Origin of the sequence: Paracoccus salipaludis (genome assembly GCF_002287065.1) — a bacterium.
Classification (GTDB): Bacteria; Pseudomonadota; Alphaproteobacteria; order Rhodobacterales; family Rhodobacteraceae; genus Paracoccus; species Paracoccus salipaludis.
The window spans coordinates 525283-549325 of sequence record NZ_NSJZ01000001.1 but is presented as its reverse complement, the minus strand read 5'-3'; the positions used below and the strand labels follow the sequence as shown (position 1 = coordinate 549325).

Annotated in this window: 22 protein-coding genes; 13 read left to right on the top strand and 9 right to left on the bottom strand. The window is 70.7% G+C overall.

Annotation, left to right across the window (positions count from 1 at the left end):
- Window positions 1–278: 278 nt before the first annotated feature.
- Entirely contained in the window at window positions 279–1925 is a 1647-nt protein-coding gene (locus CK240_RS02660) for a CTP synthase (protein ID WP_095638757.1), read from the top strand.
- A 251-nt stretch (window positions 1926–2176) separates the two neighbouring features.
- Window positions 2177–2647, top strand: a complete 471-nt coding sequence (locus CK240_RS02655) for a hypothetical protein (RefSeq protein ID WP_095638756.1) — start codon at window positions 2177–2179, stop codon at window positions 2645–2647.
- A 215-nt stretch (window positions 2648–2862) separates the two neighbouring features.
- Here CK240_RS02655 and mfd read toward each other — a convergent pair whose 3' ends face one another.
- Together mfd and CK240_RS02645 are read right to left on the bottom strand one after the other, a co-directional pair.
- On the bottom strand, window positions 2863–6531 hold the full coding sequence (gene mfd / locus CK240_RS02650) for a transcription-repair coupling factor (RefSeq protein WP_240517255.1): 3669 nt from the start codon (window positions 6529–6531) through the stop codon (window positions 2863–2865).
- A 54-nt stretch (window positions 6532–6585) separates the two neighbouring features.
- Window positions 6586–7155 (bottom strand): hypothetical protein, encoded by a 570-nt coding sequence (locus tag CK240_RS02645; protein WP_095638755.1) that lies wholly within the window; start codon window positions 7153–7155, stop codon window positions 6586–6588.
- Window positions 7156–7281: 126 nt separating this feature from the next.
- Between CK240_RS02645 and hemB the strand changes: the two genes are divergently transcribed.
- Together hemB and CK240_RS02635 are read left to right on the top strand one after the other, a co-directional pair.
- Complete coding sequence (gene hemB, locus CK240_RS02640) at window positions 7282–8286, top strand: porphobilinogen synthase (protein ID WP_095638754.1); 1005 nt, start codon at window positions 7282–7284, stop codon at window positions 8284–8286.
- Between the two features lie 230 nt (window positions 8287–8516).
- Window positions 8517–9611 (top strand): glycosyltransferase, encoded by a 1095-nt coding sequence (locus CK240_RS02635; protein ID WP_205957738.1) that lies wholly within the window; start codon window positions 8517–8519, stop codon window positions 9609–9611.
- 52 nt (window positions 9612–9663) lie between these two features.
- Here the strand turns inward: CK240_RS02635 and CK240_RS02630 are convergent, their stop codons facing one another.
- The 4 genes from CK240_RS02630 to CK240_RS02615 all read right to left on the bottom strand — a co-directional run bounded on the left by CK240_RS02630 (window position 9664) and on the right by CK240_RS02615 (window position 12699).
- Complete coding sequence (locus CK240_RS02630; RefSeq protein ID WP_095638752.1) at window positions 9664–10329, bottom strand: lytic transglycosylase domain-containing protein; 666 nt, start codon at window positions 10327–10329, stop codon at window positions 9664–9666.
- A gap of 135 nt (window positions 10330–10464) precedes the next feature.
- On the bottom strand, window positions 10465–10971 hold the full coding sequence (gene ssb / locus CK240_RS02625) for a single-stranded DNA-binding protein (RefSeq protein WP_095638751.1): 507 nt from the start codon (window positions 10969–10971) through the stop codon (window positions 10465–10467).
- 67 nt (window positions 10972–11038) lie between these two features.
- The gene (gene aroB, locus CK240_RS02620) at window positions 11039–12139 is read right to left on the bottom strand and encodes a 3-dehydroquinate synthase (RefSeq protein ID WP_095638750.1); all 1101 of its coding nucleotides are present in this window, start codon (window positions 12137–12139) and stop codon (window positions 11039–11041) included.
- Complete coding sequence (locus CK240_RS02615; RefSeq protein ID WP_276303257.1) at window positions 12136–12699, bottom strand: shikimate kinase; 564 nt, start codon at window positions 12697–12699, stop codon at window positions 12136–12138. Before CK240_RS02615 ends, aroB begins: the two co-directional genes overlap by 4 nt.
- A 164-nt stretch (window positions 12700–12863) precedes the next feature.
- On the opposite strand from CK240_RS02615, the gene CK240_RS02610 reads away from it, so the two are divergent.
- The 9 genes from CK240_RS02610 (at window position 12864) to aat (ending at window position 22600) form a co-directional block, all read left to right on the top strand.
- Window positions 12864–13085 (top strand): hypothetical protein, encoded by a 222-nt coding sequence (locus tag CK240_RS02610; protein ID WP_095638748.1) that lies wholly within the window; start codon window positions 12864–12866, stop codon window positions 13083–13085.
- Window positions 13072–14685 carry a hypothetical protein gene (locus tag CK240_RS02605; RefSeq protein WP_095638747.1) on the top strand — a complete coding sequence of 538 codons (1614 nt, stop codon included), beginning with the start codon at window positions 13072–13074 and terminating at the stop codon, window positions 14683–14685. Before CK240_RS02610 ends, CK240_RS02605 begins: the two co-directional genes overlap by 14 nt.
- 59 nt (window positions 14686–14744) lie before the next feature.
- On the top strand, window positions 14745–15707 hold the full coding sequence (locus CK240_RS02600) for a tyrosine recombinase (RefSeq protein ID WP_095638806.1): 963 nt from the start codon (window positions 14745–14747) through the stop codon (window positions 15705–15707).
- A gap of 126 nt (window positions 15708–15833) precedes the next feature.
- A complete protein-coding gene (gene tkt / locus CK240_RS02595) occupies window positions 15834–17855 on the top strand; it encodes a transketolase (RefSeq protein ID WP_095638746.1) in 2022 nt (673 codons plus the stop codon).
- Window positions 17856–17958: 103 nt separating this feature from the next.
- On the top strand, window positions 17959–18864 hold the full coding sequence (locus CK240_RS02590) for a DMT family transporter (RefSeq protein WP_095638745.1): 906 nt from the start codon (window positions 17959–17961) through the stop codon (window positions 18862–18864).
- Window positions 18861–19847 carry a lysophospholipid acyltransferase family protein gene (locus CK240_RS02585; RefSeq protein WP_095638744.1) on the top strand — a complete coding sequence of 329 codons (987 nt, stop codon included), beginning with the start codon at window positions 18861–18863 and terminating at the stop codon, window positions 19845–19847. The genes CK240_RS02590 and CK240_RS02585 overlap by 4 nt, the downstream gene beginning before the upstream one ends.
- Window positions 19848–19898: 51 nt before the next feature.
- The gene (accB, locus tag CK240_RS02580) at window positions 19899–20408 is read left to right on the top strand and encodes an acetyl-CoA carboxylase biotin carboxyl carrier protein (protein ID WP_095638743.1); all 510 of its coding nucleotides are present in this window, start codon (window positions 19899–19901) and stop codon (window positions 20406–20408) included.
- 9 nt (window positions 20409–20417) lie between these two features.
- Complete coding sequence (gene accC / locus CK240_RS02575; RefSeq protein WP_095638742.1) at window positions 20418–21767, top strand: acetyl-CoA carboxylase biotin carboxylase subunit; 1350 nt, start codon at window positions 20418–20420, stop codon at window positions 21765–21767.
- A gap of 110 nt (window positions 21768–21877) precedes the next feature.
- The gene (gene aat, locus CK240_RS02570; protein WP_095638741.1) at window positions 21878–22600 is read left to right on the top strand and encodes a leucyl/phenylalanyl-tRNA--protein transferase; all 723 of its coding nucleotides are present in this window, start codon (window positions 21878–21880) and stop codon (window positions 22598–22600) included.
- Here aat and CK240_RS02565 read toward each other — a convergent pair.
- From CK240_RS02565 to CK240_RS02555, 3 genes are read right to left on the bottom strand one after another with little or no spacing between them, the layout of a single operon-like run.
- Window positions 22495–23052, bottom strand: coding sequence for a DUF2155 domain-containing protein (locus CK240_RS02565; protein WP_240517254.1), 558 nt, complete (start codon window positions 23050–23052; stop codon window positions 22495–22497). The two genes, aat and CK240_RS02565, sit on opposite strands and share 106 nt — an antisense overlap.
- A complete protein-coding gene (gene mlaD, locus CK240_RS02560; protein ID WP_095638740.1) occupies window positions 23049–23525 on the bottom strand; it encodes an outer membrane lipid asymmetry maintenance protein MlaD in 477 nt (158 codons plus the stop codon). Before mlaD ends, CK240_RS02565 begins: the two co-directional genes overlap by 4 nt.
- A 4-nt stretch (window positions 23526–23529) precedes the next feature.
- Window positions 23530–23904 (bottom strand): NADH:ubiquinone oxidoreductase subunit NDUFA12, encoded by a 375-nt coding sequence (locus CK240_RS02555; RefSeq protein ID WP_095638739.1) that lies wholly within the window; start codon window positions 23902–23904, stop codon window positions 23530–23532.
- Window positions 23905–24043: the final 139 nt, after the last annotated feature.

The window sequence follows — 24043 nt, the reverse complement described above, 5'->3', positions numbered from 1 at the left end:
GGCACCGGCGCCGGCGGTGCCTTCGCCCGCCGCCGCGCCCGAGCCTGCCGCCGCGGAAGGCGCCGCGCCTGCGGAAACCACGGGCAACGTCATCACGCGGACCGTGCCGATCACCCCGGCGCCCGCGAACTGAACCACCACAACCCGGGGCGCGGCACCCGCGCCCCTGCAACACATCGCGGGTCCGTTGCGGCGTCGCGGAGAATCGGGTATGTCCCGACTCCCGTGATGGCGGTTGCGGACCGTTGCCGCATTGCCGAACTCACGGGGGCTTTTTCATGGCGCGTTACATCTTCATCACCGGCGGCGTGGTGTCCTCGCTGGGCAAGGGCCTTGCCTCTGCCGCGCTGGGCGCGCTGCTGCAGGCCCGCGGCTATACCGTCCGACTGCGCAAGCTGGACCCCTACCTGAACGTCGATCCGGGCACGATGTCGCCCTTTGAGCATGGCGAGGTCTTCGTCACCGACGACGGGGCCGAAACCGACCTGGACCTGGGCCATTACGAGCGGTTCACCGGCGTCTCGGCCCGCCGCACCGACACCGTCAGCGCGGGCCGCATCTATTCCAACGTGCTGGAGAAGGAGCGCCGCGGCGAATACCTGGGCAAGACCATCCAGGTGATCCCGCACGTCACCAACGAGATCAAGGACTTCCTGGCCATCGGCGAGGACGAGGTCGATTTCATGCTGTGCGAGATCGGCGGCACCGTCGGCGACATCGAGGGCCTGCCCTTCTTCGAGGCGATCCGGCAGTTTTCGCAGGACCGCCCGCGCGGCCAGTGCATCCTGATGCACCTCACGCTGCTGCCCTATCTGGCCGCTTCGGGCGAGTTGAAGACCAAGCCCACCCAGCACAGCGTCCGCGAGTTGCGCGCCATCGGCCTTCAGCCCGACGTGCTGGTCTGCCGGTCCGAGCAGCCGATCCCCGACCGCGAGCGTGCCAAGATCGCGCTGTTCTGCAACGTGCGCCCCGATGCCGTGATCCCCGCCTACGACCTGAAGTCGATCTACGAGGCGCCGATGGCCTATCACCGCGCGGGGCTGGACCGTGCCGTGCTGGACGCCTTCCAGATCAGCCCCGCCCCCAAGCCCGACTTGCGGCGCTGGGAGGACGTGATGGACCGGCTGACCAACGCCGAGGGCGAGGTGCGCATCGCGATCGTCGGCAAGTACACGCAGCTCGAGGATGCCTACAAGTCGATCTCGGAGGCGCTGACGCATGGCGGCATGGCGAACCGCGTCCGCGTGCGTCCCGAATGGATCGCCGCCGAGGATCTGGAAAAGGAAGACGGCATCCACCTGCTGGACGGCTACCACGGCATCATCGTCCCCGGCGGCTTCGGCGAGCGCGGGACCGAGGGCATGATCGCCGCCGCGAAATACGCGCGCGAGAAGCATGTCCCCTACCTGGGCATCTGCCTGGGGATGCAGATGGCGGTGGTCGAGGCCGCCCGGAATCTAGCCGGCATCAAGGACGCCGGGTCGGAGGAGTTCGACCACGAGGCGGGCGCCGAGCGATTCACCCCCGTCGTCTATCACCTCAAGGAATGGGTGCAGGGCAACTACACCGTCCAGCGCAAGCTGACCGACGACAAGGGCGGGACCATGCGGCTGGGCGCCTACACGGCGGTCCTGAAGCCCGGCAGCCGCGTGTCCGAGGTTTATGACGGCGCGACCGAGATCGAGGACCGCCACCGTCACCGCTACGAAGTGGACGCGAAATACCGCGACCAGCTGGAATCCTGCGGGCTGATCTTCTCGGGCATGTCGCCGGACGGCCGCCTGCCCGAAGTGGTCGAGATCGAGGACCACCCGTGGTTCATCGGCGTGCAGGCGCATCCCGAGCTGAAGTCCAAGCCCTTCGCCCCCGCCCCCCTGTTCGCCGATTTCATCCGCGCCGCGAAGGAACAGGAGCGGATGGTCTGATCCATCCGCGACGGCTCGGTGCCGGGAGCGGCTCGGTCCGGCGGAGGGGAAAGCGCGACCGCATCCAGAGCTTCCGTTCATCCTGAACGTGGCTGCACCCGCGGCAGGCGTCCTGGCCCCCAGCTTTCAGGAACGCGGGCTCGGCCGCGGGTAAGGCAGTCCCGGGCCGAGATCATTTCATCAGGATCACCCCTGCTTGGGCTTGAGTGATCCCGAACGCTTCATAGACTGGCCCCATGAAGAATCCGTCAATGTCGGGCCTCGTTGCGGCCCTGCTGATTGCCGCCACTGCCCTGCCCGCCCTGGCGGACGCGCCCCTGTTCGTCGTCGAGCCCTCGCAGATGCCCTTCGACCTTGGGCCCGGCGCGCCTGCCAACCAGCCGTCGCGGCGAACGAACCTGCCCAATGCGCCGGGCAACAGCGGCAGCGCCCCGGGGAACGGCTCGGGCATCCGGGCGAACGCGCCGGACAATCCCGCCAACGGGCCGGACGGCGGGCGGGGGATCTGGGCGGGCGACGAGATGGTGGGCTACTACACCCGCAACGGCGGCACGCTGAACCTGTTCGACCGGCAGGGGCGGCGCGTGGCCTACCGGCCCGGCGGAGGGCACACGCGGTCCCTGTTCTCGCCCGACGGGCGCTGGTGCGGGACCGTGGCGGACACGGGCGGCGGCATGGCCTTCGGTCTGACGCAGGCCTGCGCGGGACGGTTCTTCCGCTGAAACGGGCAAGGCCGCCGCGGTCCGCTCTTTTGGCCGCAGCGAGACCGGATCACGCTTACCTCATAGTGCCTTTGGCAGAGCCCGTTTCGGGTCGCCTGCCGCCTGCTTGCTCGGGGCGTTGCGCCTCTCCGGCTGCGTTCCGGGGATCGGCGGCCTTGCTTATCTGCGTCGGGTCGACTTCGCGGCGATGATGGGCGGCATCAGGGACGCTCCGGTCAGCTCCAGCGTCCTCCCGGCTTCTTCGGCGCGCCCGGACGCGAGACCTGCGACCAGCGGGTGCGGCCCGCCTCGCCCAGCTTCGGGGCGGGCTTGCCTGATGCGACGCTGCGGGCCTGCTTGCCAAGCGGCTGCGCAGGACGGGTCTCGACCTTGACCTCCGGGCGGGCGGGGGCAGGCTTTGCCGTCGCCGGTTTCTCGGCCGGACGTGCCGCCGCCGTGTCCGCCTTCCCACCCGACTTGATCTTGGCGGCCAGGTCCTTGGCCACGGCGAAGGCGCCCTTGATGCGGTCGGCCTCGGTCGGCCATGCGCGGCTGACGACCAGCTTGTTGTCGCTGATGCGCGCGGCGCCCTTCTGCTCGTTCAGGAATTCCACCAGACCGGCCGGGTTCGGGAACTTGTCCTGATGGAACTGGATCGTCGCCCCTTTCGGCCCCGCCACCAGCGAGGAGATGTTCGCGCGCTTCGCCATCGCCTTGATGCGGATGACCAGAAGCAGCGTGTTCACCTCGCGCGGCAGCGGGCCGAAGCGGTCGATCAGCTCGGCGGCGAAGCCTTCCAGTTCGACCTTGGTGGTCAGCTGCGCAAGGCGGCGATACAGGTCCAGCCGCACGTCCAGGTCGGGGATGTAGCTTTCGGGGATCGTCACCGGCACGCCCAGGTTCAGCTGCGGCGCCCATTCGTCGTCGGGGGTGCCCTCAAGCTCGCCCGACTTCAGCTTGGCGATCGTTTCCTCCAGCATCTGCTGGTAAAGCTCGAAGCCGACCTCCTTGATGTGGCCCGACTGCTCCTCGCCCAGCAGGTTCCCCGCGCCGCGCAGGTCGAGGTCCTGGCTGGCGAGGTTGAAGCCCGCCCCCAACGAGTCGATGGAGCCGAGGAACTTGAGCCGCCGGATCGCCTGCGGCGTCAGCGGCACGCGCGGCTTGGTGGTCAGGTAGCAATAGGCGCGGGTCTTGGACCGGCCGACGCGGCCCCGGATCTGGTAAAGCTGCGCCAAGCCGAACATGTCGGCGCGCCAGACGATCATGGTGTTGGCCGTCGGGATGTCGAGGCCCGATTCCACGATGGAGGTCGCCAGCAGCACGTCGTGGCTGCCGTCGTAGAAGGCGTTCATCCGCTGGTCCAGATCGCCCGCCGCAAGCTGGCCATGGGCGACGATGGTCGAGACCTCGGGGACGTGCTCGCGCATCCAGTCCTCGACCTCGGGCAGGTCCGACAGGCGCGGGACGACGAAGAAGCTCTGCCCGCCGCGGTATTTCTCGCGCAGCAGGGCCTCGCGGATGGTGACGCTGTCGAACTCGCTGACGTAGGTGCGGATGGCGAGGCGGTCCACGGGCGGGGTGCCGATGACCGACAGGTCGCGGACCCCGGTCAGCGACAGTTGCAGCGTGCGCGGGATGGGCGTGGCGGTCAGGGTCAGGACGTGGATGTCCGAGCGCAGTTCCTTCAGCCGTTCCTTGTGGGCCACGCCGAAGTGCTGTTCCTCGTCGATGATCAGCAGGCCGAGGTTCTTGAACTTCACCTGCTTGGCCAGCACCGCATGGGTGCCGACGACGATGTCCACCGTGCCGTCCGCCAGCCCCGTGCGCGTCAGGGCCGCATCCTTGGCGGAGACGAAGCGCGACAGCGGACGCACGTTGATGGCGGTGCCGCGGAAACGCTCGGCAAAGCTGCGATAGTGCTGGCGGGCGAGCAGGGTCGTGGGGGCCACCACGGCGACCTGCATCCCCTGGCTGGCCGCGATGAAGGCGGCGCGCATGGCGACCTCGGTCTTGCCGAAGCCCACGTCGCCCACGACAAGGCGGTCCATCGGGCGGCCGGCGGACAGGTCCTCGGCCACATCGGCGATGGCGGCGGCCTGGTCGTCGGTCTCGGTATAGGGGAAGCGGGCGGCAAAGGCCTCCCATTCGTGATGCTCGGGTTCCAGCACGGGGGCGTTGCGCAGCAGCCGTTCCGCCGCGACGCGCATGAGGCGGTCGGCGATCTGGCGGATGCGCTCCTTCAGCCGCGCCTTGCGGGCCTGCCATGCCCCGCCGCCCAGCTTGTCGAGGAGGCCTTCCTCGTGGCCGTAGCGGGTCAGCAGCTCGATGTTCTCGACGGGCAGGTAAAGCCGGTCGCCGCCCGCATATTCCAGCGCCACGCAGTCATGCGGCACGCCCAGCGCGGTGATCGTCTCAAGCCCCCGGTAGCGGCCGATGCCGTGTTCCACATGAACCACCAGGTCGCCCGGCGACAGCGAGGTCGTGTCCTTGAGGAAGTTCTGCGCCCGGCGCCGCTTCTTGGCGCCGCGGATCAGGCGGTCGCCGAGAACGTCCTGCTCCGAGATCACCGCGAGCGGCCCGGTCGCCTGCCCGTCGGTGACGAAACCTTCCTCCAGCGGCCAGACGGCGAGGCCCAGCGCGCCCTGGGTGTCCGGCAGTGCGCGGATGTCGTCGATGGGAACGCCAGTCAGGCCTTCGTCCGAAAGAAGCCCCGTCAGGCGCTCCCGCGCGCCCTCCGAGAAGCTGGCGATGACGACGCGGCGGGTCTTCTGCAGTTCGCGCACATGGGTGGCGAGCGCGGCGAAGAGGTCGGTTTTCTCGGCCTGCCGCTCGGGCGCGAAGTTGCGGCCCACGCGTCCGCCCGCGTCCAGAACGCCCGGCCCGGGCGGATGCGCGAGGACCGACAGCGAGATGGTGCGGTGGGCGGACAGCCAGCGGCGCCATTCGGCCTCCTCGGCGAACATCGCGGTCGGCTCGACGGGGCGATAGACGCTGTCTGCGCCGCGCTTGCCCATCGCCTCGCGGCGGGCGTCGAACTGTTCCGAGATCGTCTCCCATCGGGCGGCACGGTGCTGCTCGATATGGTCGTCCAGCACGACGGATGCGCCGGGCAGGTAGTCGAAAAGGCTGTCGAGGCGTTCATGGAACCACGGCAGCCAGTGCTCCATCCCCGCGACCTTCTGGCCCGCGCTGACGGCTTCGTACAGCGGGTCGTTCGCGCCGCCGCCATAGGCCGCGCGATAGTTCTGGCGGAAGCGGGTGATGGCGTCCTCGCTCAGGATCACCTCGGACATGGGCGCGATCTCGACCCGGTCCAGCGCGCCCAGGCTGCGCTGGCTGTCGGGGTCGAAGCGGCGGATGCCGTCCAGCACGTCCCCGAACAGGTCCAGCCGCACCGGCCCGCCCGGCCCCGGAGGATAGATGTCGATGATCCCGCCCCGGATGGCGTAGTCGCCCGGCTCGGTCACGGTGGGCGACTGCGAGAATCCCATGCGGGACAGGAAGCCGCGCAGTTGCGCCTCGTCCAGCCGCTCGCCGACCTTGGCCATGAAGGACGCCGCGCGCACGGTGTCCGCCGCAGGCAGGCGCTGGACGGCGGCGTTGACGGTGGTCAGCAGCACGAAGGGCGGCTTGATCGCGCCGGTGGCCAGCGTTGCCAGCACCTGCAGCCGCTGCGCCATGATCTCGCCCGAAGGGGACACGCGGTCGTAGGGCGTCGTGTCCCAGGCGGGCAGTTCCAGCACTGCCAGATGCGGCGCGAAGAAGGCCAGCGCCGCGCGCATGGCGGCCATCCGGCGGTCGTCGCGGGCGATGTGGATGACGGGCGCGCCGCGGTCGGCCTCGCGCGCGATCAGCGCGGCGTCGAAGCCTTCGGGCGCGCCGGAAAGGATCAGGGTTTCGGGCATGGAGGCTGAGGTAAAGTGCGAGGGCGTGATGTCAAGCGGCCCTGCCCAACGCCGTCACAGCCCGTTCGGATGCGCGGCCATCCAGATCGTCCCCCAGATCGCCGCCGTGGCGACCGCGAGGCCCGACAGCACCAGCGTGGCGCGCATGTGCGCCGTGATCCGCGCGGCGATCTGCGCCGCCGCCTGATCCACCGGCAGGCGCCCGCCCTCGGCCTCGGCCAGCGTGGCGCGCAGCCCTGCCGCCAGCCGCAGGCGCAGCCAGCCCAGCAGCATCAAGGGCGCCATCATCAGCAGCAGCGCCTGCGCCAGTTCCAGCCCGTAAAGGAAGCCCAGTCCCGCCAGCACCGACAGCATGAAGGAAGCCACGCCCAGCAGCACCACGCCGTCGTCCCGCATCAGCTGCCAGCGGGGCGCCACCAGCGACACCCAGTCCAGCAGCCGCAGCGCGGCGGATTCGTCGGCCTCCTCCACCCCGCGACGGTTCAGGCTGCGGACCAGTTCGGGCGGGATGCCGAGCGCGCCCCGGCTGACCCAGGTCCAGGTGACGGTCAGCATCAGCCAGTACCACACCGACGAGAAGGACTGCGTATCCAGCGCCTCGATCAGCCCTGCCGTCCCTCCCATCAACCGTCTCCACCCCTGAAACCGCCGATCACCCTAGCCACGGGGACCCTGCGGCGGCAAGCCGGGCCGGTTGCACGAGACGGCGCGGTCGTGGCAAGCAGGCCACTGTCCCGACAGGAGGCCCCCATGCCCGCCACCCCCATCATCGCGCCCTTTCCCGCCACGCGCCTGCGCCGGCTGCGCCGCACCCCCGCCCTGCGCGCGCTGACGGCGGAACGCCATGTTTCGACCGAGAACCTGATCTGGCCGATCTTCGTGACCGAGGTTGCGGGCGGCGAGGGCGAGATCCCCTCGATGCCCGGCGTGGACCGCCTGACGCTGGACGGGGCGAAGCGCGCGGCCGAGCGGGCGATGAACCTGGGCATCCCCGCGATCTGCATCTTCCCGCACTCGGACCCCGACCTGAAGACCGAAGGCTGCGAACGCGCCTGGGACCCCGAGAACATCGGCAACCGCGCCATCCGCGCCATCAAGGAGGTCGCGCCGGACCTGGCGGTGATGACCGACATCGCGCTCGACCCCTACAACATCAACGGGCACGACGGCTTCGTGCGCGACGGCATCATCCTGAACGACGAGACGGTCGAGGCGCTGGTCCGCATGGCGCTGGCGCAGGCCGAGGCGGGGGCGGACATCCTCGGGCCCTCGGACATGATGGACGGCCGCATCGGGGCGCTGCGCCGTGCGCTGGAACAGGCCGGCCACAAGGACGTGGCGATCCTGTCCTATGCGGCGAAATACGCATCTAGCTTCTACGGGCCGTTCCGGGACGCGGTCGGGGCCTCGGGGCGGCTGGTGGGCGACAAGAAGACCTACCAGATCAACCCCGCGAACCGGGACGAGGCCCTGCGCTGCGTCGCCCGCGATCTCGCCGAGGGCGCGGACATGGTCATGGTCAAGCCGGGGATGCCTTACCTCGACATCTGCCGCGAGGTGAAGGACCAGTTCGGCGCGCCCACCTATGCCTATCAGGTCAGCGGCGAATACGCGATGATGGAGGGCGCGATCCGCGCGGGCTGGCTGAAGCGCGAGGTGGTGATGGAAAGCCTGCTCTCGTTCCGCCGCGCCGGCTGCGACGGCATCCTGACCTATTACGCCCCGCAGGTGGCCGAGGCTTTGGCGCAACGCTGAGGTCCGCCGCGCAGGCAGCCACCCGGCGGGCCTGTCGTAACATTTTTTGGCGTGCTAGCGGGGCGGGATGACGCTTTACCGCCCTGCTGGACTCCATCGTGCTTGACCCTGCCGTCCTTGATGCCCTCGATCCTGCCGGAGCGAGGGCCCCTTGCCCTTCGGCACCCCTGAGGGGAACGCAGAAGGTCCGTCCCTCGCGGATCGTCGCCGTTTCGGACTTCTGCTCGCAGGTGCCGCCCGACGATCGGGTGATGCGCGAGGTGGACCCCGGCACCCTGCCCCCTGCTGCCGACCGCGCGCAGGTCCGCGTGACAGGCGGCTATCTGGAACGCCTGCCGCTGGCGGCGGTGGCCTCGGGCCTCGTGGACGCCGCCGAGATCTGGAGCTTCGCGGGCCGCGACGGCGAATCCGACGCCGATTGCAACCGCCCCTGCGGCACGCCCGATCCCGACCGGCCCGGCCTGTCCCGGCGCGTGTTCCGCGCGGACGGCCCCGCGCCCTACGGCTCGGCCGAGGCGCTGGCCCATGTCGCCGCACACGGGGCGCCGGATGTGCTGTGCGTCTGGGGCCTCGGCGTCGATGGGGCGCTGATGGAGGCCTGCGCGGGCGCGGTCACGATCTACAACTCGATCGACGCGCCCGCACTGCGGCTGCCCGACGACGTGGCCCGCCGCTTCGACCTGTTCCTGACCGGCGCCGAGTGGCAGTCGGACGAGATCCGCGCCCGCATCCCCGGCGCGCGCTGCCTGGTGCTGCCGATCGGCCCCGAGTTCGCCTCGGGCGATACCTTTCACCCGACGGAGGCGCCCAAGGACCGCGACGTGGTCTATGTGGCCTGCACCCAGCCCTACAAGCGCCACGACATCCTGTTCGACGCGCTGGAACGCCGGCCCGGCACCTCGGCGCTGCTGGTCGTGGGCTACGGCCACATGACCGAGGATCTGCGCGCCGACGCCGCCCGCCGGGGGCTGGACGTGGAAGTCGTGGGTCCGGTGCCGCATGACGAGGTGAACCGCCAGATCAACCGCGCCCGCATCGGCGTGGTCTGCGGCCAGCATGACGGCGCGCCCGCGATCCTGACGGAATACCAGCTGGCCGGGCTGCCGGTGCTGGCGAATGCGGACCTCGTCTGCGGGCTGCAATACATCGCGCCCGAGACGGGCCTTGCCGCTGCCCCGGGCGACGATTTCGCCGCCGCCATGGGCCGGTTGATCGAGCGTCACGCCGACTATGACCCCCGCCCCCATGCCTTGGCGCATTGGGGCTGGCCTGCCAGCATCGCCCGGCTGAAGGCCGAGATCGACGCGATCCGGGCGGGACGCTGAACGGAAAAGGGCCGCCCTTTGGCGGCCCCGCAGTCGCGCTGGCGCGGGCGGTTCAGCCGCCGGCGATGATGCGGACGTAGTTGCGCGTCTCGCGGTAGGGCGGGATGCCCTTGTGCTTGGTGACCGCGCCCGGCCCGGCATTGTAGGCCGCCAGCGCCAGCCGCCAGTCGCCGAAGGTGTTGTACATCATCCGCAGGTAGCGCGCGCCGCCTTCCAGGTTCTGCACCGGGTCATGCGGGTTCACCCCCAGCTTGGCGGCCGTCCCGGGCATCAGCTGCGCCAGACCCGTCGCGCCCTTGTGCGAGCGTGCGCCCGCGTTCCACCCCGATTCCTGCTGAACCAGCCGCAGGAACAGGTCCTCGGGGATGCCGTGCTTGCGGGCGGCGGCCCGGGCATGGGGCAGGTACTTGCTGCGCTGGTTGCCGGTATAGCGCGGGATCGCCCCGCCCGAGGTCGAGGCGCGGCCGTCCAGGCTGATGACCGTCACGGTGCGCGACTTGCCCGTTTCAGGCCGCAGCCGCTGCGAGCGCTGGTATTGCGCGGCGAGACGGCTGTCCATCAGCTGTGTCTGGCGCTGGAACTGCGTGGCCCTCGATTTCGACGAGGCGCCGCCCAGCCTGAGGCCCTCGGCCTGGGCGGGAACTGCCACCGCAAGTCCGGCAACGGCCAGCGCGGCAACCCTGGCCAGCCGCGCGACGTTCACGATCACTGCACTCATTGGGGAAGCTCCCTCGCCGTTTATCGTTTTGGGGCAACGATACCCGAAACGAGCGGCACCGCCAGTCGTCGCGTCCCATTGGGGCGAAAAGGCTGTGCGCGATCGGCAACATTCTGCCGACCGGCGCGCCCTTCCTCAGAACGGAATTTCGTCGTCGAAATCCGGTGCACCACGGCCCGCGCCGCCGCCCCCCGAACCGGACCGCGACCCGCCGCCCGAACCGCCGCGGTCATAGTCGCCGTAGCCCTCGTTGTAGCCGCCACCCTGGCTGCCGCCGCCGCCACCCTGGCCGCGGCCTTCAAGCATCGTCAGCTCGCTGCGGAAGGGACGCAGCGCGACCTCGGTCGAATAACGGTCGGCGCCCGACTGGTCCTGCCACTTGCGGGTTTCGAGCTGGCCCTCGATGTAGACCTTCATGCCCTTCTTCAGAAACTGCTCGGCCACGCGGACCAGCGGTTCCGAATGGATAACGACGGTGTGCCACTCGGTGCGCTCGCGACGCTCGCCCGAGTTGCGGTCCTTCCAGGTTTCCGAGGTGGCGATGCGCAGGTTCGCGATCTTGCCGCCGTTCTGGAAGGTGCGGATTTCCGGGTCCTGACCCAGGTTGCCGATCAGGATGACCTTGTTGACGCTGCCTGCCATGTGCGGCTCCTTCAGGGGTGTCGAATCCGCTCTTACTAGCGCGAGGGTTAACGGGCGGTAAAGCCGATCATCGGGCCTGCGCCAGCGTCGCGGCGATCGCCGCCGGATCGATGTCGGACGCCACGAAGGCCTGCCCGATCCCGCGTGCGAGGATCAGCCGCAACCGCCCGTCCACGACCTTCTTGTCCTGCCCCATCAGCGCGATCAGGCCCGCATCGTCCGGCAGATCGCCGGGAATGTCGGACAGGCGCGACGGCATTTGCATCGCCGCCAGATGCGCCGCCACGCGCGAAGGGTCCTCCTGCGGGCAAAGGCCCAGCCGGGCCGACAGGTCGAAGGCCAGCGCGCAGCCGATGGCCACGCCCTCGCCATGCAGCAGGCGGTCGGAATAGCCGGTCGCGGCCTCAAGCGCATGACCGAAGGTATGCCCGAGGTTCAGCAGCGCGCGGTCGCCCTGCTCGGTCTCGTCGCGCGCGACGATGGCGGCCTTCATCGCGACGGAATGGGCGACGGCATGGATCAGCGCGTCCCGGTCCCGGCGCAGCTTCGGCCCGTTTTCCTCGAGCCAGGCGAAGAAATCCGCGTCTCCCAGCAGCCCGTATTTCACCACCTCGCCATAGCCCGCGCGGAAGTCGCGGTCGGGCAGCGTCGCCAGCACGTCCGTGTCGGCCAGCACGAGGCTCGGCTGGTGGAAGGCCCCGATCAGGTTCTTGCCATGGGGCGAGTTGATGCCCGTCTTGCCCCCGACCGAACTGTCCACCTGCGCCAGCAGCGTCGTCGGCAGCTGCACGAAGCGCACGCCCCGCCGCAGGATCGCCGCCGCGAAGCCGGCCAGGTCGCCGATGACGCCGCCGCCCAGCGCGATCACGATGTCGCGCCGCTCGATGCGCTCGGCCAGCAGCCATTCGACCGCGCGGCCGAGGTGGTCCCAGCTTTTCGTGGCCTCTCCGGCGGGCAGCGCCAAGGCCGAGGACCGGATGCCCGCGCGGTCCAGCGCGGCGGTCAGCGCGGGCAGGTGCAGGGCCGCGACCCGTTCATCCGTCAGCACGGCCACGCGGGGGCGCGGCAGCAGGGGCGCGATCTCGTTGCCCGCGCGGGCGATCAGGCCGGGGCCGATGCGGACGTCATAGGAACGGTCGCCCAGCGCGACGGGAACGGTGCGGATCATGCGGGCTCCAGAATATCGGGACGGCGGGCGCGGATCGCGTCAAGCACCCGCGTCGCGGTGGCCTCGACCGAATCGCTGTCCTGCACGGCCACGGTGATGTCGGCCAGCGCATAGGCGGGCGCGCGTTCGGCCATCAGTCGCTCCAGCGTTCCGCGCGGGTCGGGGGTCTGCAGCAGCGGGCGCGTGGGCTTCTGCTTCACCCGGCGCCACAGCGTCGAAAGCTTGCAGTCGAGCCAGACCGACACCCCCGCCCCGGCGATGAGGGTGCGGTTCTCGGGGCGCATCCAGGCGCCGCCGCCGGTCGAGACGATGCCCGCCGGGCCGCGCAGCACCCGCGCCAGCACCTCGGATTCGCGGGCCCGGAAGAAGGCCTCGCCGTCGCGGGCGAAGATCTCGGGGATGGTGGCGGCGGCCGCGGCCTGGATCTCGGTGTCGGTGTCGCGGACGGGCACGCCGAGGCGGCGGCCGAGCTCTGCGCCCACCGCCGACTTGCCTGCCCCCATCATGCCGATCAGCACGATGCTGCGTTTCACCGATCCCGCTCCCTTGGCGTCATTCACCGCGCTGAATGACGCGAGTTCCGGCGAAACGCCATATGGTTTTCGCCACACCCCTCCGGCCGCGCAGGGGTCGCGGCTTTCACCCGCTCGCGCGAAAGGGTATCGAGGATGGAAAAAGACCCCTCCACGTCGAAGGCGAGGGGTTTCGGACGAAAGGACGGACCATGCGGCTGCTGAAACTGATCGCCTTTCTTGTCGTGGCGGCTTTGATCGCGCTGGTGGGCTATGCCTATTTCGGCGACATGGCCGCGGATTCGCGGCAGATGCGCGTGCCGGTGGAACTGGACCTCGACATGCCCGCCGCCTCGGGCACTGCCGCCCCGGCGCCCGCCGCACCCGCTTCTGACACTCCGGCCGAGCCGAGCGATCCCGATGCGCTGGACTGACCTGGCCCTTCTGGCGGCGCTGGCCGCCCTGCCCTCGGGCGCGGCGCTGGCACAGGGCGCGCGCGACCCGGCAGCCGCAAGCGACTGGCTGAAGGGCACGGCCCCGGCCCGTCCTCCGGTGACGGGCTGGCGCCCCGGCGACGAGGTGCCCTTCGAGGCGCAGCGCCGCCGCCCCGTGGCGCCGGTCGCCCGCCCCGCCACCCTGAAACCCCCGCGAGAGCTTGCGACGGGCGCCGCGCCGCCCCCCGTGGGCGTCACCCGCCTGTCGGACGGCAATCCCGACACCAAGGGCGCCATCGGCGCCGAAGCCGCGCGCCTGCCCCGCGATCTCTGGGGCGCAGCCACCGCCGGCCGGGTCGCCGAGGCGATCGCCGCCGCCAACCCGCGCCTCGGGGCGAACCGTTCGCTGTTGCAGCGTATCCTGACGGCGCAGCTTGCGCCCCCCGGCGGCGCGGTCGGGGACGAGGGGCGCCTGTTCCTGGCCCGCGTGGACCGGCTGATAGAGGCCGGGCGCCTGGACGACGCCGAGGCGATGCTGCAGTCGGCAGGATGGACGGACGGGGCGCGCTTCGCCCGGCGCTTCGACATCGCCCTTCTGCGCGACACCATGGACGAGGCCTGCGCCGTGATGGGGCAGCGCCCCGGCCTTGCGCCGGGACTGGGCGCGCGCATCTACTGCCTCGCCCGCGCGGGGGACTGGAGCGCCGCCGCCCTGACGCTGCACGGGGCGCGTGCCGGCGGGCTGATGTCGCCGCAGACCCTGGCGCTGATGGAACGCTTCCTCGACGACGGCTCGGCGGACATGGGCGAGGCGCTGCCCGACCCTGAACACGTGACGCCACTGGAGTTCCGCCTATTCGAGGCCATCGGCCAGCCCCTGTCCACGGCCGAGCTGCCCCTGCCCTTTGCCTGGGCGGACCTGAACGGCAACGCGGGCTGGAAGGCGCGGCTGGACGCGGCCGAGCGGCTGGCGCGCGCCGGCGCCATCGATCCTGCGCTGCTGGCCGCCGCCTATCTGGACCAGCGCCCGGCCGCCTCGGGCGGGGTCTGGGACCGCGCCGCCGCCTTCCAGCGCATCGAGGCGGCACTGGATGCGGGCGACGCCGCCACCCTTTCGGACGAGCTGCCGCAAGCCGCCCCGCTGTTCCTGCAGGCCGGGCTGGACCTGCCTTTCGCACGGCTGGTCGGCCCCGCGCTGTCGGGGCTGACGCTGGACCCCGAGGCCGCCGAGACAGCGGCCCACCTGCGCCTGCTGGTCGGATTGCCGGAAACCCAGCAGGGCAACCTGCCCGCGCCCGACCGCGCGCTTGTCGCGCTGGCGGCAGGCGATCCCGCGGCGGCGGCCGCCTTCCCGCAGAACAGCGCCGGGGCCGCCTATGCCGAGGCGCTTGCCGCGCAGCCCCTGCCCGAGCCGCCGCCGGAAGGGCGCGGCCTCGCCCTGCTGGCAGCGATGGCCGACGTGGACGCGGGGCTGGACGGCGACGTTGCGCGTGCCGCCGCCGGCCTGCGCCGCATGGTCGAGCTTGGCCAGCCCTCGGACGCCCGGCAGGCGGCAATCGAGTTGCTGATGGCCGAGCACATGGGCGGCCCGCGCAGGTGAGCGGGTCGCGCCGCCCCGGACGCCCGCCCGCGCGGCAGGACAAGGGCCGCGCCGAGGACATGCGCCGGGTCGAGGCCTTCCTTGACGCCCAGGCGGCCGAGGCGGGGGCCGCGCGCAACACGCTGCTGGCCTATGGCCGCGACCTCGCCGACCTTGCCGCCTGGACCGCGCGGCACAACCTGACGCTGGCGGCGATCACGCGCGACGACATCGAATCCTACCTGTCCGCCTGCGAGGCCGAGGGCCTGTCCCGCGCGACCCGCGCCCGCCGGCTGTCGGCGATCCGCCAGTTCACCCGCTTTTCCCTGGACGAAGGCTGGCGCGACGACGACCCGGCGATCCGCCTGTCGGGACCCGGCCGCAACCAGCGCCTTCCCAAGGTGCTCAGCCAGGCCGAGGTGGGGCGCCTGCTCGACGCCGTCCAGACGCACGGCCCCACGCCCGAGGACCGCGCCCGCAACACCGCCGCGATGGAGCTTATCTATGCCACGGGCATGCGGGTCAGCGAACTCGTGTCTTTGCCCGTGGCGGCCTTGCGGGGCGACCCCGAGCTGCTGCTGATCCGTGGCAAGGGCGGCAAGGAACGCATGGTGCCCCTGACCGGACCCGCCCGCGCAGCGGTGGCCCGCTGGCTGGTGCTGCGCGACGGGGCGCCGGCCGACCGCGCCCTGGGCAAGCTGGTCGCGGGCAAGGGCGCGCGCTGGCTGTTCCCGGCGGCGGGCGCGGCGGGGCACATGACGCGACAGGCGTTCCACGGGATGCTCGCCGGTCTCGCGGCGGCCGCGGGCCTGCCCCCCGGCAAGGTGACGCCCCACGTCCTGCGCCACGCCTTTGCCACGCATCTGCTGGAAGGCGGCGCGGACCTGCGCGCGATCCAGACCCTGCTGGGCCATGCCGACCTCGGCACAACGGAAATCTACACCCACGTCCTCGACGAACGGATGCGCGAACTGGTGCTGAACCATCACCCCCTGGCACAGCACCCACCGCGCAAAGAGGCCCAGGACTCGTCTTCTTCGTGAAAATATCCCGGGGGTCCGGGGGCTGGCCCCCGGTCCGGTATCGCCGCGTCAGCCACCCTCTGCGGCTTGCAACCGGACTGGCCGATGCCTATCACCCTGCCAACCCCTGAAACCCGGAGCCGCCCCATGCCCCTTACCGCGCGCCGCCTTGCCGATCCCGACCACTGGAGCCTCGCCAGCGCGATCCGCGTGCTGTCGATGGACGCGGTCGAGCAGGCCAATTCCGGCCATCCCGGGATGCCCATGGGCATGGCCGACGTCGCCACCGTGCTGTGGCGCAAGCACCTCAAGTTCGACGCCTCGGCCCCGAACTGGTTCGACCGCGACCGCTTCATCCTGTCGGCGGGCCACGGGTCGATGCTGATCTATTCGCTGCTGCACCTGACCGGGTTCGAGCAGATGACGCTCGATCAGATCCGCAACTTCCGCCAGTGGGGCGCGGCAACGGCGGGTCACCCGGAATACGGCCATGCCGAGGGCGTGGAAACCACCACGGGCCCGCTGGGCCAGGGCCTTGCCACCTCGGTCGGCTTCGCGATGGCCGAGGCCAAGATGCGCGCCGAGTTCGGCGAGGAGCTTTGCGACCACCGCACCTGGGTCATCGCGGGCGACGGCTGCCTGATGGAAGGCATCAGCCAGGAGGCGATCTCGCTGGCGGGCCACCTGCGCCTCGGCCGCCTGATCGTGCTGTGGGACGACAACCAGATCACCATCGACGGCGCCGTGTCGCTGTCGGACTCGACCGACCAGCTCAAGCGCTTCGAGGCGTCGGGCTGGCGGACGCTGTCCTGCGACGGCCATGACCCGGCCGACATCGACCGGGCGCTGACCGCCGCCAAGGAGGACGACGGCCGCCCCGTGCTGGTCGCCTGCCGCACGACCATCGGCTACGGCTCGGCCAAGAAGGGCGGCACCTCGGGCGTCCACGGCTCGCCGCTGGGGGCCGACGAGATCGCGGCCACCCGCCTCGCCTATGCCTGGGAACACGAGCCCTTCGAACTGCCCGACGAACTGGTCGCCCGCTGGCGCGAGATCGGCGCACAGGGCCGCGCCGGCCGCGAGGCCTGGGCCGCCCGCGTCGATGCCCTGCCCGCCGACAGGCGCAACGCCTTCGCGTCGCGCGTGGCAGGCGAGCCCAACGAGGCGCTCGCCCCCGCCATCGCCGCGCTGAAGGAAAAGGCCAGCGCCGAAAAGCCCAAGGTCGCCACCCGCAAGGCGTCCGAGATGGTGCTTGACGTCGTAAACCCGATCCTGCCCGAAACCATCGGCGGCTCGGCGGACCTGACCGGGTCCAACAACACCAAGACCCGCGACCTCGGCATCTTCGACGCCCAGAACCGCGCCGGCCGCTATGTCCACTGGGGCATCCGCGAGCATGGCATGGCCGCCGCGATGAACGGCCTCGCCCTGCACGGCGGCTTCCGTCCCTATGGCGGCACCTTCCTGGTCTTCACCGACTATGCCCGTGGCGCGATGCGCCTGTCGGCGCTGATGGGGGTGCCGGTCGTTTATGTGATGACCCACGATTCGATCGGCCTGGGCGAGGACGGCCCGACCCACCAGCCGGTCGAGCACCTGGCCATGCTGCGCGCCACCCCCAACACCTGGACCTTCCGCCCCGCCGACGTGGTGGAAACCGCCGAAGCCTGGGAACTGGCGCTGACCACCGGTTCGACCCCCTCGGTCCTCGCCCTGTCGCGGCAGAACCTGCCCACTGTCCGCACGGAACACACCGCCGAGAACCTGACCGCCAGGGGCGCCTATGTTCTGCGCGAGGCCTCGGCCGCGCCGAAGGCGATCCTGATGGCGTCCGGCTCCGAGGTCGAGATCGCCCTCAAGGCCGCCGAGGCGCTGGAAGCCGAGGGCACCCCCACCCGCGTGGTCTCGGTTCCCTGCATGGAACTGTTCCGCGACCAGCCCGAGGAGTACCGCACGCAGGTCCTGCCCGAGGGCCCGGTCCGCGTCGCCATCGAGGCCGCCGTCCGCCAGCCCTGGGACTGGCTGCTCATGGGCGAGCGCGGCGACTGGAAGCGCCAGAACTTCGTCGGCATGACCGGCTTCGGCGCCTCGGCCCCGGCCGACCGCCTTTACAAGGAGTTCGGCATCACGCCCGAGGCCACGGTGGCAAAGGTCAAGGCGCTGCTGTGAGCGTCCGCCGCCCCGCCTTCTGCGGGGACCTGCCGCGTCTTCCTGACCCGAATACCCCCCGCGGAGCGTCCGGCCGTGAAGCCGGGCGCCCCGCCCGCCGCTGATGTCCGCCCTTCCCCCGGCAACAACCGATGCCTCGGGCATGTCCCGGCAGTCGCTGGGCATCCTGGCCCTGCTGGGCTCTGTCTTCCTGTTCACGCTGATGGACGCGACCGGCAAGCACCTGACGCAGGCGGGCTATCACCCCGGCCAGATCGTCTGGTGCCGCATGGCACTGAACCTCGTCATCGTCATGCTGGTGCTGGCCCCGCGCCTGAAACAGGTCGCGCGCTCGGCCTCGCCGCTGCTGCAGGTGGGGCGGGGGCTGACGCAGCTTGCCTCGATCGGGCTGTTCTTCACGGCGCTGCCCTTTATCGGGCTGGCCGAGGCGACCGCGATCATGGACATCAACCCGGTCCTCATCACCCTTGGCGCAGCCCTGTTCCTGGGCGAGCGCATCGGCCTCCGCCGCATCGCGGGCATCACCGCCGCGCTGGCGGGCGCGCTGATCGTGATCCGGCCCGGTGCGGGCGTCTTCCAGCCTGCCGCCCTGCTGCCGCTGATGGCCGCCATCACCTATGCGGCGGGCGCGATCATGACGCGCCTGGTGCGGGGCGATGGCACCGCCACCTCGATCCTGTGGTCCACGGGGGTTGCCACGCTGGGGGCCTCTTTTGTCGCGCCCTTCGTCTGGCAGCCCATCGCGGCCGGCGACCTCTGGGCCTTCGCGGCGATGGGCCTGCTGGGGACGCTGGCGCAGGCGCTGCTGATCCGCGCCTTCGCCATGGCCGAGGCGGCCGCCATCGCGCCCTTCGGCTATACGGGCCTGATCTGGGCCGGGCTCTGGGGCTGGCTGTTCTTCGGCGCGGTGCCGGATGGCTGGACGATCCTCGGCGCCATCGTCATCGTCGGCGCGGGCCTCTACGTCTGGGCGCGCGAGGCGCAGGCCATGCAGGGAACGCAGCGATGACGCAGCCGCCCGAGGAGCCGCCGGTCCCGCTGGCCGACCGGCTGAGCAGCGGGGCATTCCGCCTGCTGGTCGGGCTGTTCCTGCTGATGCCCTATCACCGCCGCGTGCCCGCGATGGGCTGGGCCTTCGCCCATGTCGTCGCGCCGCTTGCGGGCTGGCGCAGGCGCATCCGCGACAACCTCGCGCTCGCCTGCCCCGACCTTCCGCCCGGGCAGGTCCGCCGCCTGATGCGCGCGGTCCCCGACAACGCGGGCCGCGCGCTGATCGAGATCTATTCGGGGACCGAGTTTACCGCCCGCATCGGCGCCGAGGACCGGCTGGCCGGGCCCGGCCTGCCCGCGCTGGAACAGGCGGCGGCTGCGGGACGGCCGGTCATCCTCGCCTGCGCGCATTTCGGCAACTACGACGCCATGCGGGTGGCGCTGGCGGCGCGCGGCTGGAAGGTCGGCGCGCTGTACCGCCCGATGAACAACCGCGCCTTCAACCGTCATTATGTTCCCGCGATCGAGGCGATCGCCCGGCCCCTGTTCCCGCGTGGCCGCGCGGGGCTGGCGGGGATGCTGCGCTTTCTCAGGGGCGGCGGAATGCTGTGCCTGGGCTTCGACCAGTATGATCGCCACGGCGCAACCCTGCGCTTCTTCGGCCTGCCCAGCCAGACCGTGCTGACCCCCGCGGAACTCGCCCTGCGCTATCACGCCCTGCTGGTTCCCATCGCGGGCATCCGCGAGTCCGACGGCCTGAGCTTCCGCGTCGAGGTGGGAGAGCCGGTCATGCCCTCCGACCCCGAGAAGATGATGCAGGCGCTGAACGACGACCTGGAACGGCTGGTGCGCGCCCACATGGACCAGTGGTTCTGGGTCCACCGGCGCTGGAAGGACCTGACCGGTCGGCCCGACCTGGACGATCCCCCCGAGCTTGGGCCGCAGGGCCCTTCGGCTGCGCCGCCCGAAACGGTTTCCCTTGCCCCGCGCGAGGGTTTATAACGCCCGGCGACAACGCCGCGACCCCAGAACGGCCCCAAGGCAGAGATATAGATGAGCGAGAACGACCAGACCCGGCACCACGCGGGCGACACCGCCTTCATCCAGGCGCTGGCTGAGCTTCTGAACCGCAACGACCTGACCGAACTGACGGTCAAGCGCGAATACGGCGAGAACGACCGCCTGACGGTGGCCCTGTCCAAGCACGACCGCCAGGTCTTCGTCCAAAGCTCGGCCGCCGCGGCCCCTGTCGCCACCGCCCCTTCGGCAGCCCCTGTCCCTGCCGCCGCGCCGGCCGCCGCAGCCGCGATCGAGGACCCGGCCAGCCATCCGGGGGCCGTGCCCTCGCCCATGGTCGGGACCGCCTACGTGTCGGCCGAGCCGGGCGCCGCGCCCTTTGTCACCATCGGCCAGCAGGTCGCGGAAGGCGACACGCTGATGATCGTCGAGGCGATGAAGACCATGAACCACATTCCCGCGCCCCGCGCCGGGACCGTGCGTCGCGTGCTGGTCGACGACGGCACCCCCGTCGAGTTCGGCACTCCGCTGATGATCGTCGAGTAAGGCGCGCCCATGTTCGACAAGATCCTGATCGCCAACCGCGGCGAGATCGCGCTGCGGGTCATCCGCGCCTGTTCGGAAATGGGCATCGCCTCGGTCGCGGTGCATTCGACCGCCGACAGCGACGCCATGCATGTCCGCATGGCCGATGAGTCGATCTGCATCGGCCCGCCGCCCCCCTCGGCGTCTTACCTGTCGATGCCCGCCATCCTGTCCGCCTGCGAGATCACGGGCGCGCAGGCGATCCATCCGGGCTACGGGTTCCTGTCGGAAAACGCGCAGTTCGTGCAGATGGTCGAGGACCACGGCCTCACCTTCATCGGCCCGCGCGCGGAACATATCCGCATGATGGGCGACAAGATCACCGCCAAGGAAACCGCCAAGGCGCTGGGCATTCCGGTCGTGCCGGGCTCGCAGGGCGGCGTGCCCGACATCGAAACCGCGCGCCGCGTCTCGGCCGAGATGGGTTTCCCCGTCATCATCAAGGCCACCGCCGGCGGCGGCGGCCGCGGGATGAAGGTGGCGGCCGACGAGGCCGCCCTCGAGGTCGCCTTCCGCACCGCGCGGGCCGAGGCCAAGGCGGCCTTCGGCAACGACGAGGTGTATATCGAGAAATACCTCCAGCGTCCGCGCCACATCGAGATCCAGGTCTTCGGCGATGGCCGCGGCAATGCCGTCCACCTGGGCGAGCGCGACTGTTCGCTGCAGCGCCGCCACCAGAAGGTGCTGGAGGAAGCCCCCGGTCCCGTCATCACGCCGGAACAGCGCGACCGCATCGGCAGGATCTGCGCCGACGCGGTGGCCCGGTTGCAATACGCGGGCGCGGGCACCATCGAGTTCCTGTTCGAGGACGGCGAGTTCTACTTCATCGAGATGAACACGCGCCTTCAGGTGGAACATCCCGTGACCGAGGCGATCTATGGCGTGGACCTCGTGCGCGAGCAGATCCGCGTCGCCGCGGGCGAGCCCATGAGCCTGCGCCAAGACCAGCTGTCGATTCGCGGCCATGCCATCGAGGCGCGCATCAACGCCGAGCGGTTGCCGAACTTCGCGCCCTCGCCAGGCCGCATCAGCCAGTATCACGCGCCGGGCGGCCTGGGCGTGCGGATGGATTCGGCCCTGTATGACGGCTATGTTATCCCGCCCTACTACGACAGCCTTATCGCCAAGCTGATCGTGCATGGCCGCGACCGGACCGAGGCCCTGGCCCGCCTGAACCGCGCCCTGAACGAGCTGATCGTGGACGGCGTGGACACGACCATCCCCCTGTTCGTCGATCTGCTGAAAGAGCCGGACATCCAGCGCGGCGATTATTCGATCCACTGGCTGGAGCGCTGGCTGGAACGCGAATACGGCGGCTGACGGCTGGCCGGGCGGTTGTGCTGCCCGGCGATCCGCGCTTAGCTTTGCCCGTTTTTGTCTGGATCGGGAAAGCTGCCCATGCCGGGAACGCCTGACGGATGCGCAGGTTCATGCTGACGGCAGGAATGCTGCTGCGTGGCTATGCGAACGGCGTCTTTCCGATGGCCTATTCGGCTGACGACCCGCAGCTTTACTGGTTCGACCCGCCCCGGCGCGGCATCCTGCCCGTGGGCGGCGTCCATGCCTCGCGCTCGCTGATCCGCAGCCTTGCGCGCGGGGGATGGTCCGCCGACGCCAGTCCCGATTTCGATGCGATCGTCCGGGCCTGCGCGGATCGCCCCGAGACCTGGATCAACGCGCCCTTGCGCCGGCTTTACGCCGAACTGCACGCCCTAGGCCACGCCCATGCGCTGGCGGTCATGCAAAACGGCCAGCTTGCCGGCGGCATCTTCGGCGTCACGCTGGGCGGCGCCTTTTTCGGAGAAAGCATGTTCTCGACCCGGACGAACGGGTCGAAGATGGCGCTGGTCTGGATTTCGGATCACTTGGCGCGCTGCGGCTTCACGCTGTTCGACACTCAGTACCTGACGCCGCACCTGGCAACCATGGGCGGGCGAGAGATCAGCCGGCTGGACTACCAATCGCGGCTGGCGCGCGCCCTTCCCCGGACCGCCGATTTCCGCGCCCGGCCCCCCGCATCGGGCGAGGCGCTGCTGGCTGGCCTTCGTCAGCCGCCGGAGTCCTCGCCCTCGTCCTCCTCCTCGACGGGGGCGAACTCGCCATCCGGGCCCATGCCCTCGCCGCCCTCAGGCTCGGCGGTGTCGGGCACATAGGTCAGGTCGGGGCGCGCGGCGCCCGTTCCGTCATTGCAGCCCACGACCCACACGTCGTAGCGCGCATCGTCCAATGCCGAGAGCGCCGGCGAGGAGGCGATCATCCAGCCCGTGAACAGCGCCGTGCGGCTGCGCGAATCGGTGATGGTCAGCTGCGCGAAGGCGTCCGATTCCGGATCATCTGCCGGATAGCGGCATTCACCCAGGCGAACCTCGAGCCGGCCGAAGGTCACCGAGTCGCCCACGTTCAGCGCAAGGTCCGTGCTTTGGCCCGACACCTTGTCGAGACCCCGCAGCAGCGCGCCCTGCCCTTGGGCGACCTGTCCCTCAATCAGGGGGGCCACGGTCTCGGCCCGGGTGCCGGGGGCAACGTCGGTGCTGCGCTCCGTCTGCGCCTGCGCCAGCGCCGGAAGCGCCGCGGTCAGCGCCACCGCGAGGCCAAGGCGGATCACGGCTGATCCTCCGCCGCGTCGTCCCCGCCCGCCTGCGAATCCACGAATTTCATCATCAGCCCCAGCAGGCTGACGGCACCCTGCACGTCCTCGATCTCGTCGCCGGGACCCAGTGTTTCCACAGCCCCGCCCGGCCGCAGTTCGATGTAGGACCCGCCCAGCAGCCCGTCCGACTGGATCAGCGCGGCGCTGTCGGTGGGCAGCACGATGCTCTCGGGCACGCGCAGCTCGGCCTCGGCATAATAGGTGTCGGGATTCAGCCGCACATCCGAGACACGGCCGACGCGCACGCCGGCCAGCCGCACCTCGGTCCCCCGCTCGACCCCGTCCACGTTGGGAAACGAGGCGACCAGCGGATAGGTGCCCTGCCCGCGCTCGCCCCAGCCGCCGACCGACCAGGCCAGGAAGCCCGCGGCGATGGCCAGCACGGCGGCGCCGACAACCAGCTCGGCCCGTTCCGCGCGTTCGGTCACGGGCCTACTCGGGCTGCCAGGCGTCGTAATCGCGCCGAGCCACCGGCTCGGCCCGGTACAGCGAGCCCGCCGGGTGATAGGCCGCCGGGGTGCCGGTCATGTTCGGCAGATGCGCCTTTTCCCAGGCCTTGCGCGGCAGCGGCGCCTTGCTGGGCGGCTCGGCATAGGTGTGGGTCAGCCAGCCGCGCCAGTCGGGCGGCACGCGGCTCGCCTCGGCCTCGCCGTTGTAGATCACCCAGCGCCGCTTGCCGCCGGGGGTCTGGTAATAGGCGTTGCCCAGCTCATCCTCGCCGACCTTGGTTCCATGGCGGGCAGTCCAGACCTGGGTGCCCAGGGTCTGGCCGTTCCACCAGGTCAGCACTCGATCGACGATCCACATGGGCCAACTCCGCTTGAGGCGCGCAATCCGGGCCTCGGTATCGCCGATCCCGGCCCCGAGGTCCAGCACCTTGCGTCCTGGTCAAGCACCCTTGCGCGCGGCACGGGCATCGGCAAATCCTGCGGCACCGGCGGCAAGG

Excerpts from the sequence above, each read along its gene's own strand:
- CK240_RS02660 (WP_095638757.1), top strand. The coding sequence starts at position 279 with ATGGCGCGTTACATCTTCATCACCGGCGGCGTGGTGTCCTCGCTGGGC.
- CK240_RS02655 (WP_095638756.1), top strand. The coding sequence starts at position 2,177 with ATGTCGGGCCTCGTTGCGGCCCTGCTGATTGCCGCCACTGCCCTGCCC.
- mfd (WP_240517255.1), bottom strand. The coding sequence starts at position 6,531 with ATGCCCGAAACCCTGATCCTTTCCGGCGCGCCCGAAGGCTTCGACGCC.
- CK240_RS02645 (WP_095638755.1), bottom strand. The coding sequence starts at position 7,155 with ATGGGAGGGACGGCAGGGCTGATCGAGGCGCTGGATACGCAGTCCTTC.
- hemB (WP_095638754.1), top strand. The coding sequence starts at position 7,282 with ATGCCCGCCACCCCCATCATCGCGCCCTTTCCCGCCACGCGCCTGCGC.
- CK240_RS02630 (WP_095638752.1), bottom strand. The coding sequence starts at position 10,329 with ATGAGTGCAGTGATCGTGAACGTCGCGCGGCTGGCCAGGGTTGCCGCG.
- ssb (WP_095638751.1), bottom strand. The coding sequence starts at position 10,971 with ATGGCAGGCAGCGTCAACAAGGTCATCCTGATCGGCAACCTGGGTCAG.
- aroB (WP_095638750.1), bottom strand. The coding sequence starts at position 12,139 with ATGATCCGCACCGTTCCCGTCGCGCTGGGCGACCGTTCCTATGACGTC.
- CK240_RS02610 (WP_095638748.1), top strand. The coding sequence starts at position 12,864 with ATGCGGCTGCTGAAACTGATCGCCTTTCTTGTCGTGGCGGCTTTGATC.
- CK240_RS02605 (WP_095638747.1), top strand. The coding sequence starts at position 13,072 with ATGCGCTGGACTGACCTGGCCCTTCTGGCGGCGCTGGCCGCCCTGCCC.
- CK240_RS02600 (WP_095638806.1), top strand. The coding sequence starts at position 14,745 with ATGCGCCGGGTCGAGGCCTTCCTTGACGCCCAGGCGGCCGAGGCGGGG.
- tkt (WP_095638746.1), top strand. The coding sequence starts at position 15,834 with ATGCCCCTTACCGCGCGCCGCCTTGCCGATCCCGACCACTGGAGCCTC.
- CK240_RS02590 (WP_095638745.1), top strand. The coding sequence starts at position 17,959 with ATGTCCGCCCTTCCCCCGGCAACAACCGATGCCTCGGGCATGTCCCGG.
- CK240_RS02585 (WP_095638744.1), top strand. The coding sequence starts at position 18,861 with ATGACGCAGCCGCCCGAGGAGCCGCCGGTCCCGCTGGCCGACCGGCTG.
- accB (WP_095638743.1), top strand. The coding sequence starts at position 19,899 with ATGAGCGAGAACGACCAGACCCGGCACCACGCGGGCGACACCGCCTTC.
- accC (WP_095638742.1), top strand. The coding sequence starts at position 20,418 with ATGTTCGACAAGATCCTGATCGCCAACCGCGGCGAGATCGCGCTGCGG.
- aat (WP_095638741.1), top strand. The coding sequence starts at position 21,878 with ATGCTGACGGCAGGAATGCTGCTGCGTGGCTATGCGAACGGCGTCTTT.
- CK240_RS02555 (WP_095638739.1), bottom strand. The coding sequence starts at position 23,904 with ATGTGGATCGTCGATCGAGTGCTGACCTGGTGGAACGGCCAGACCCTG.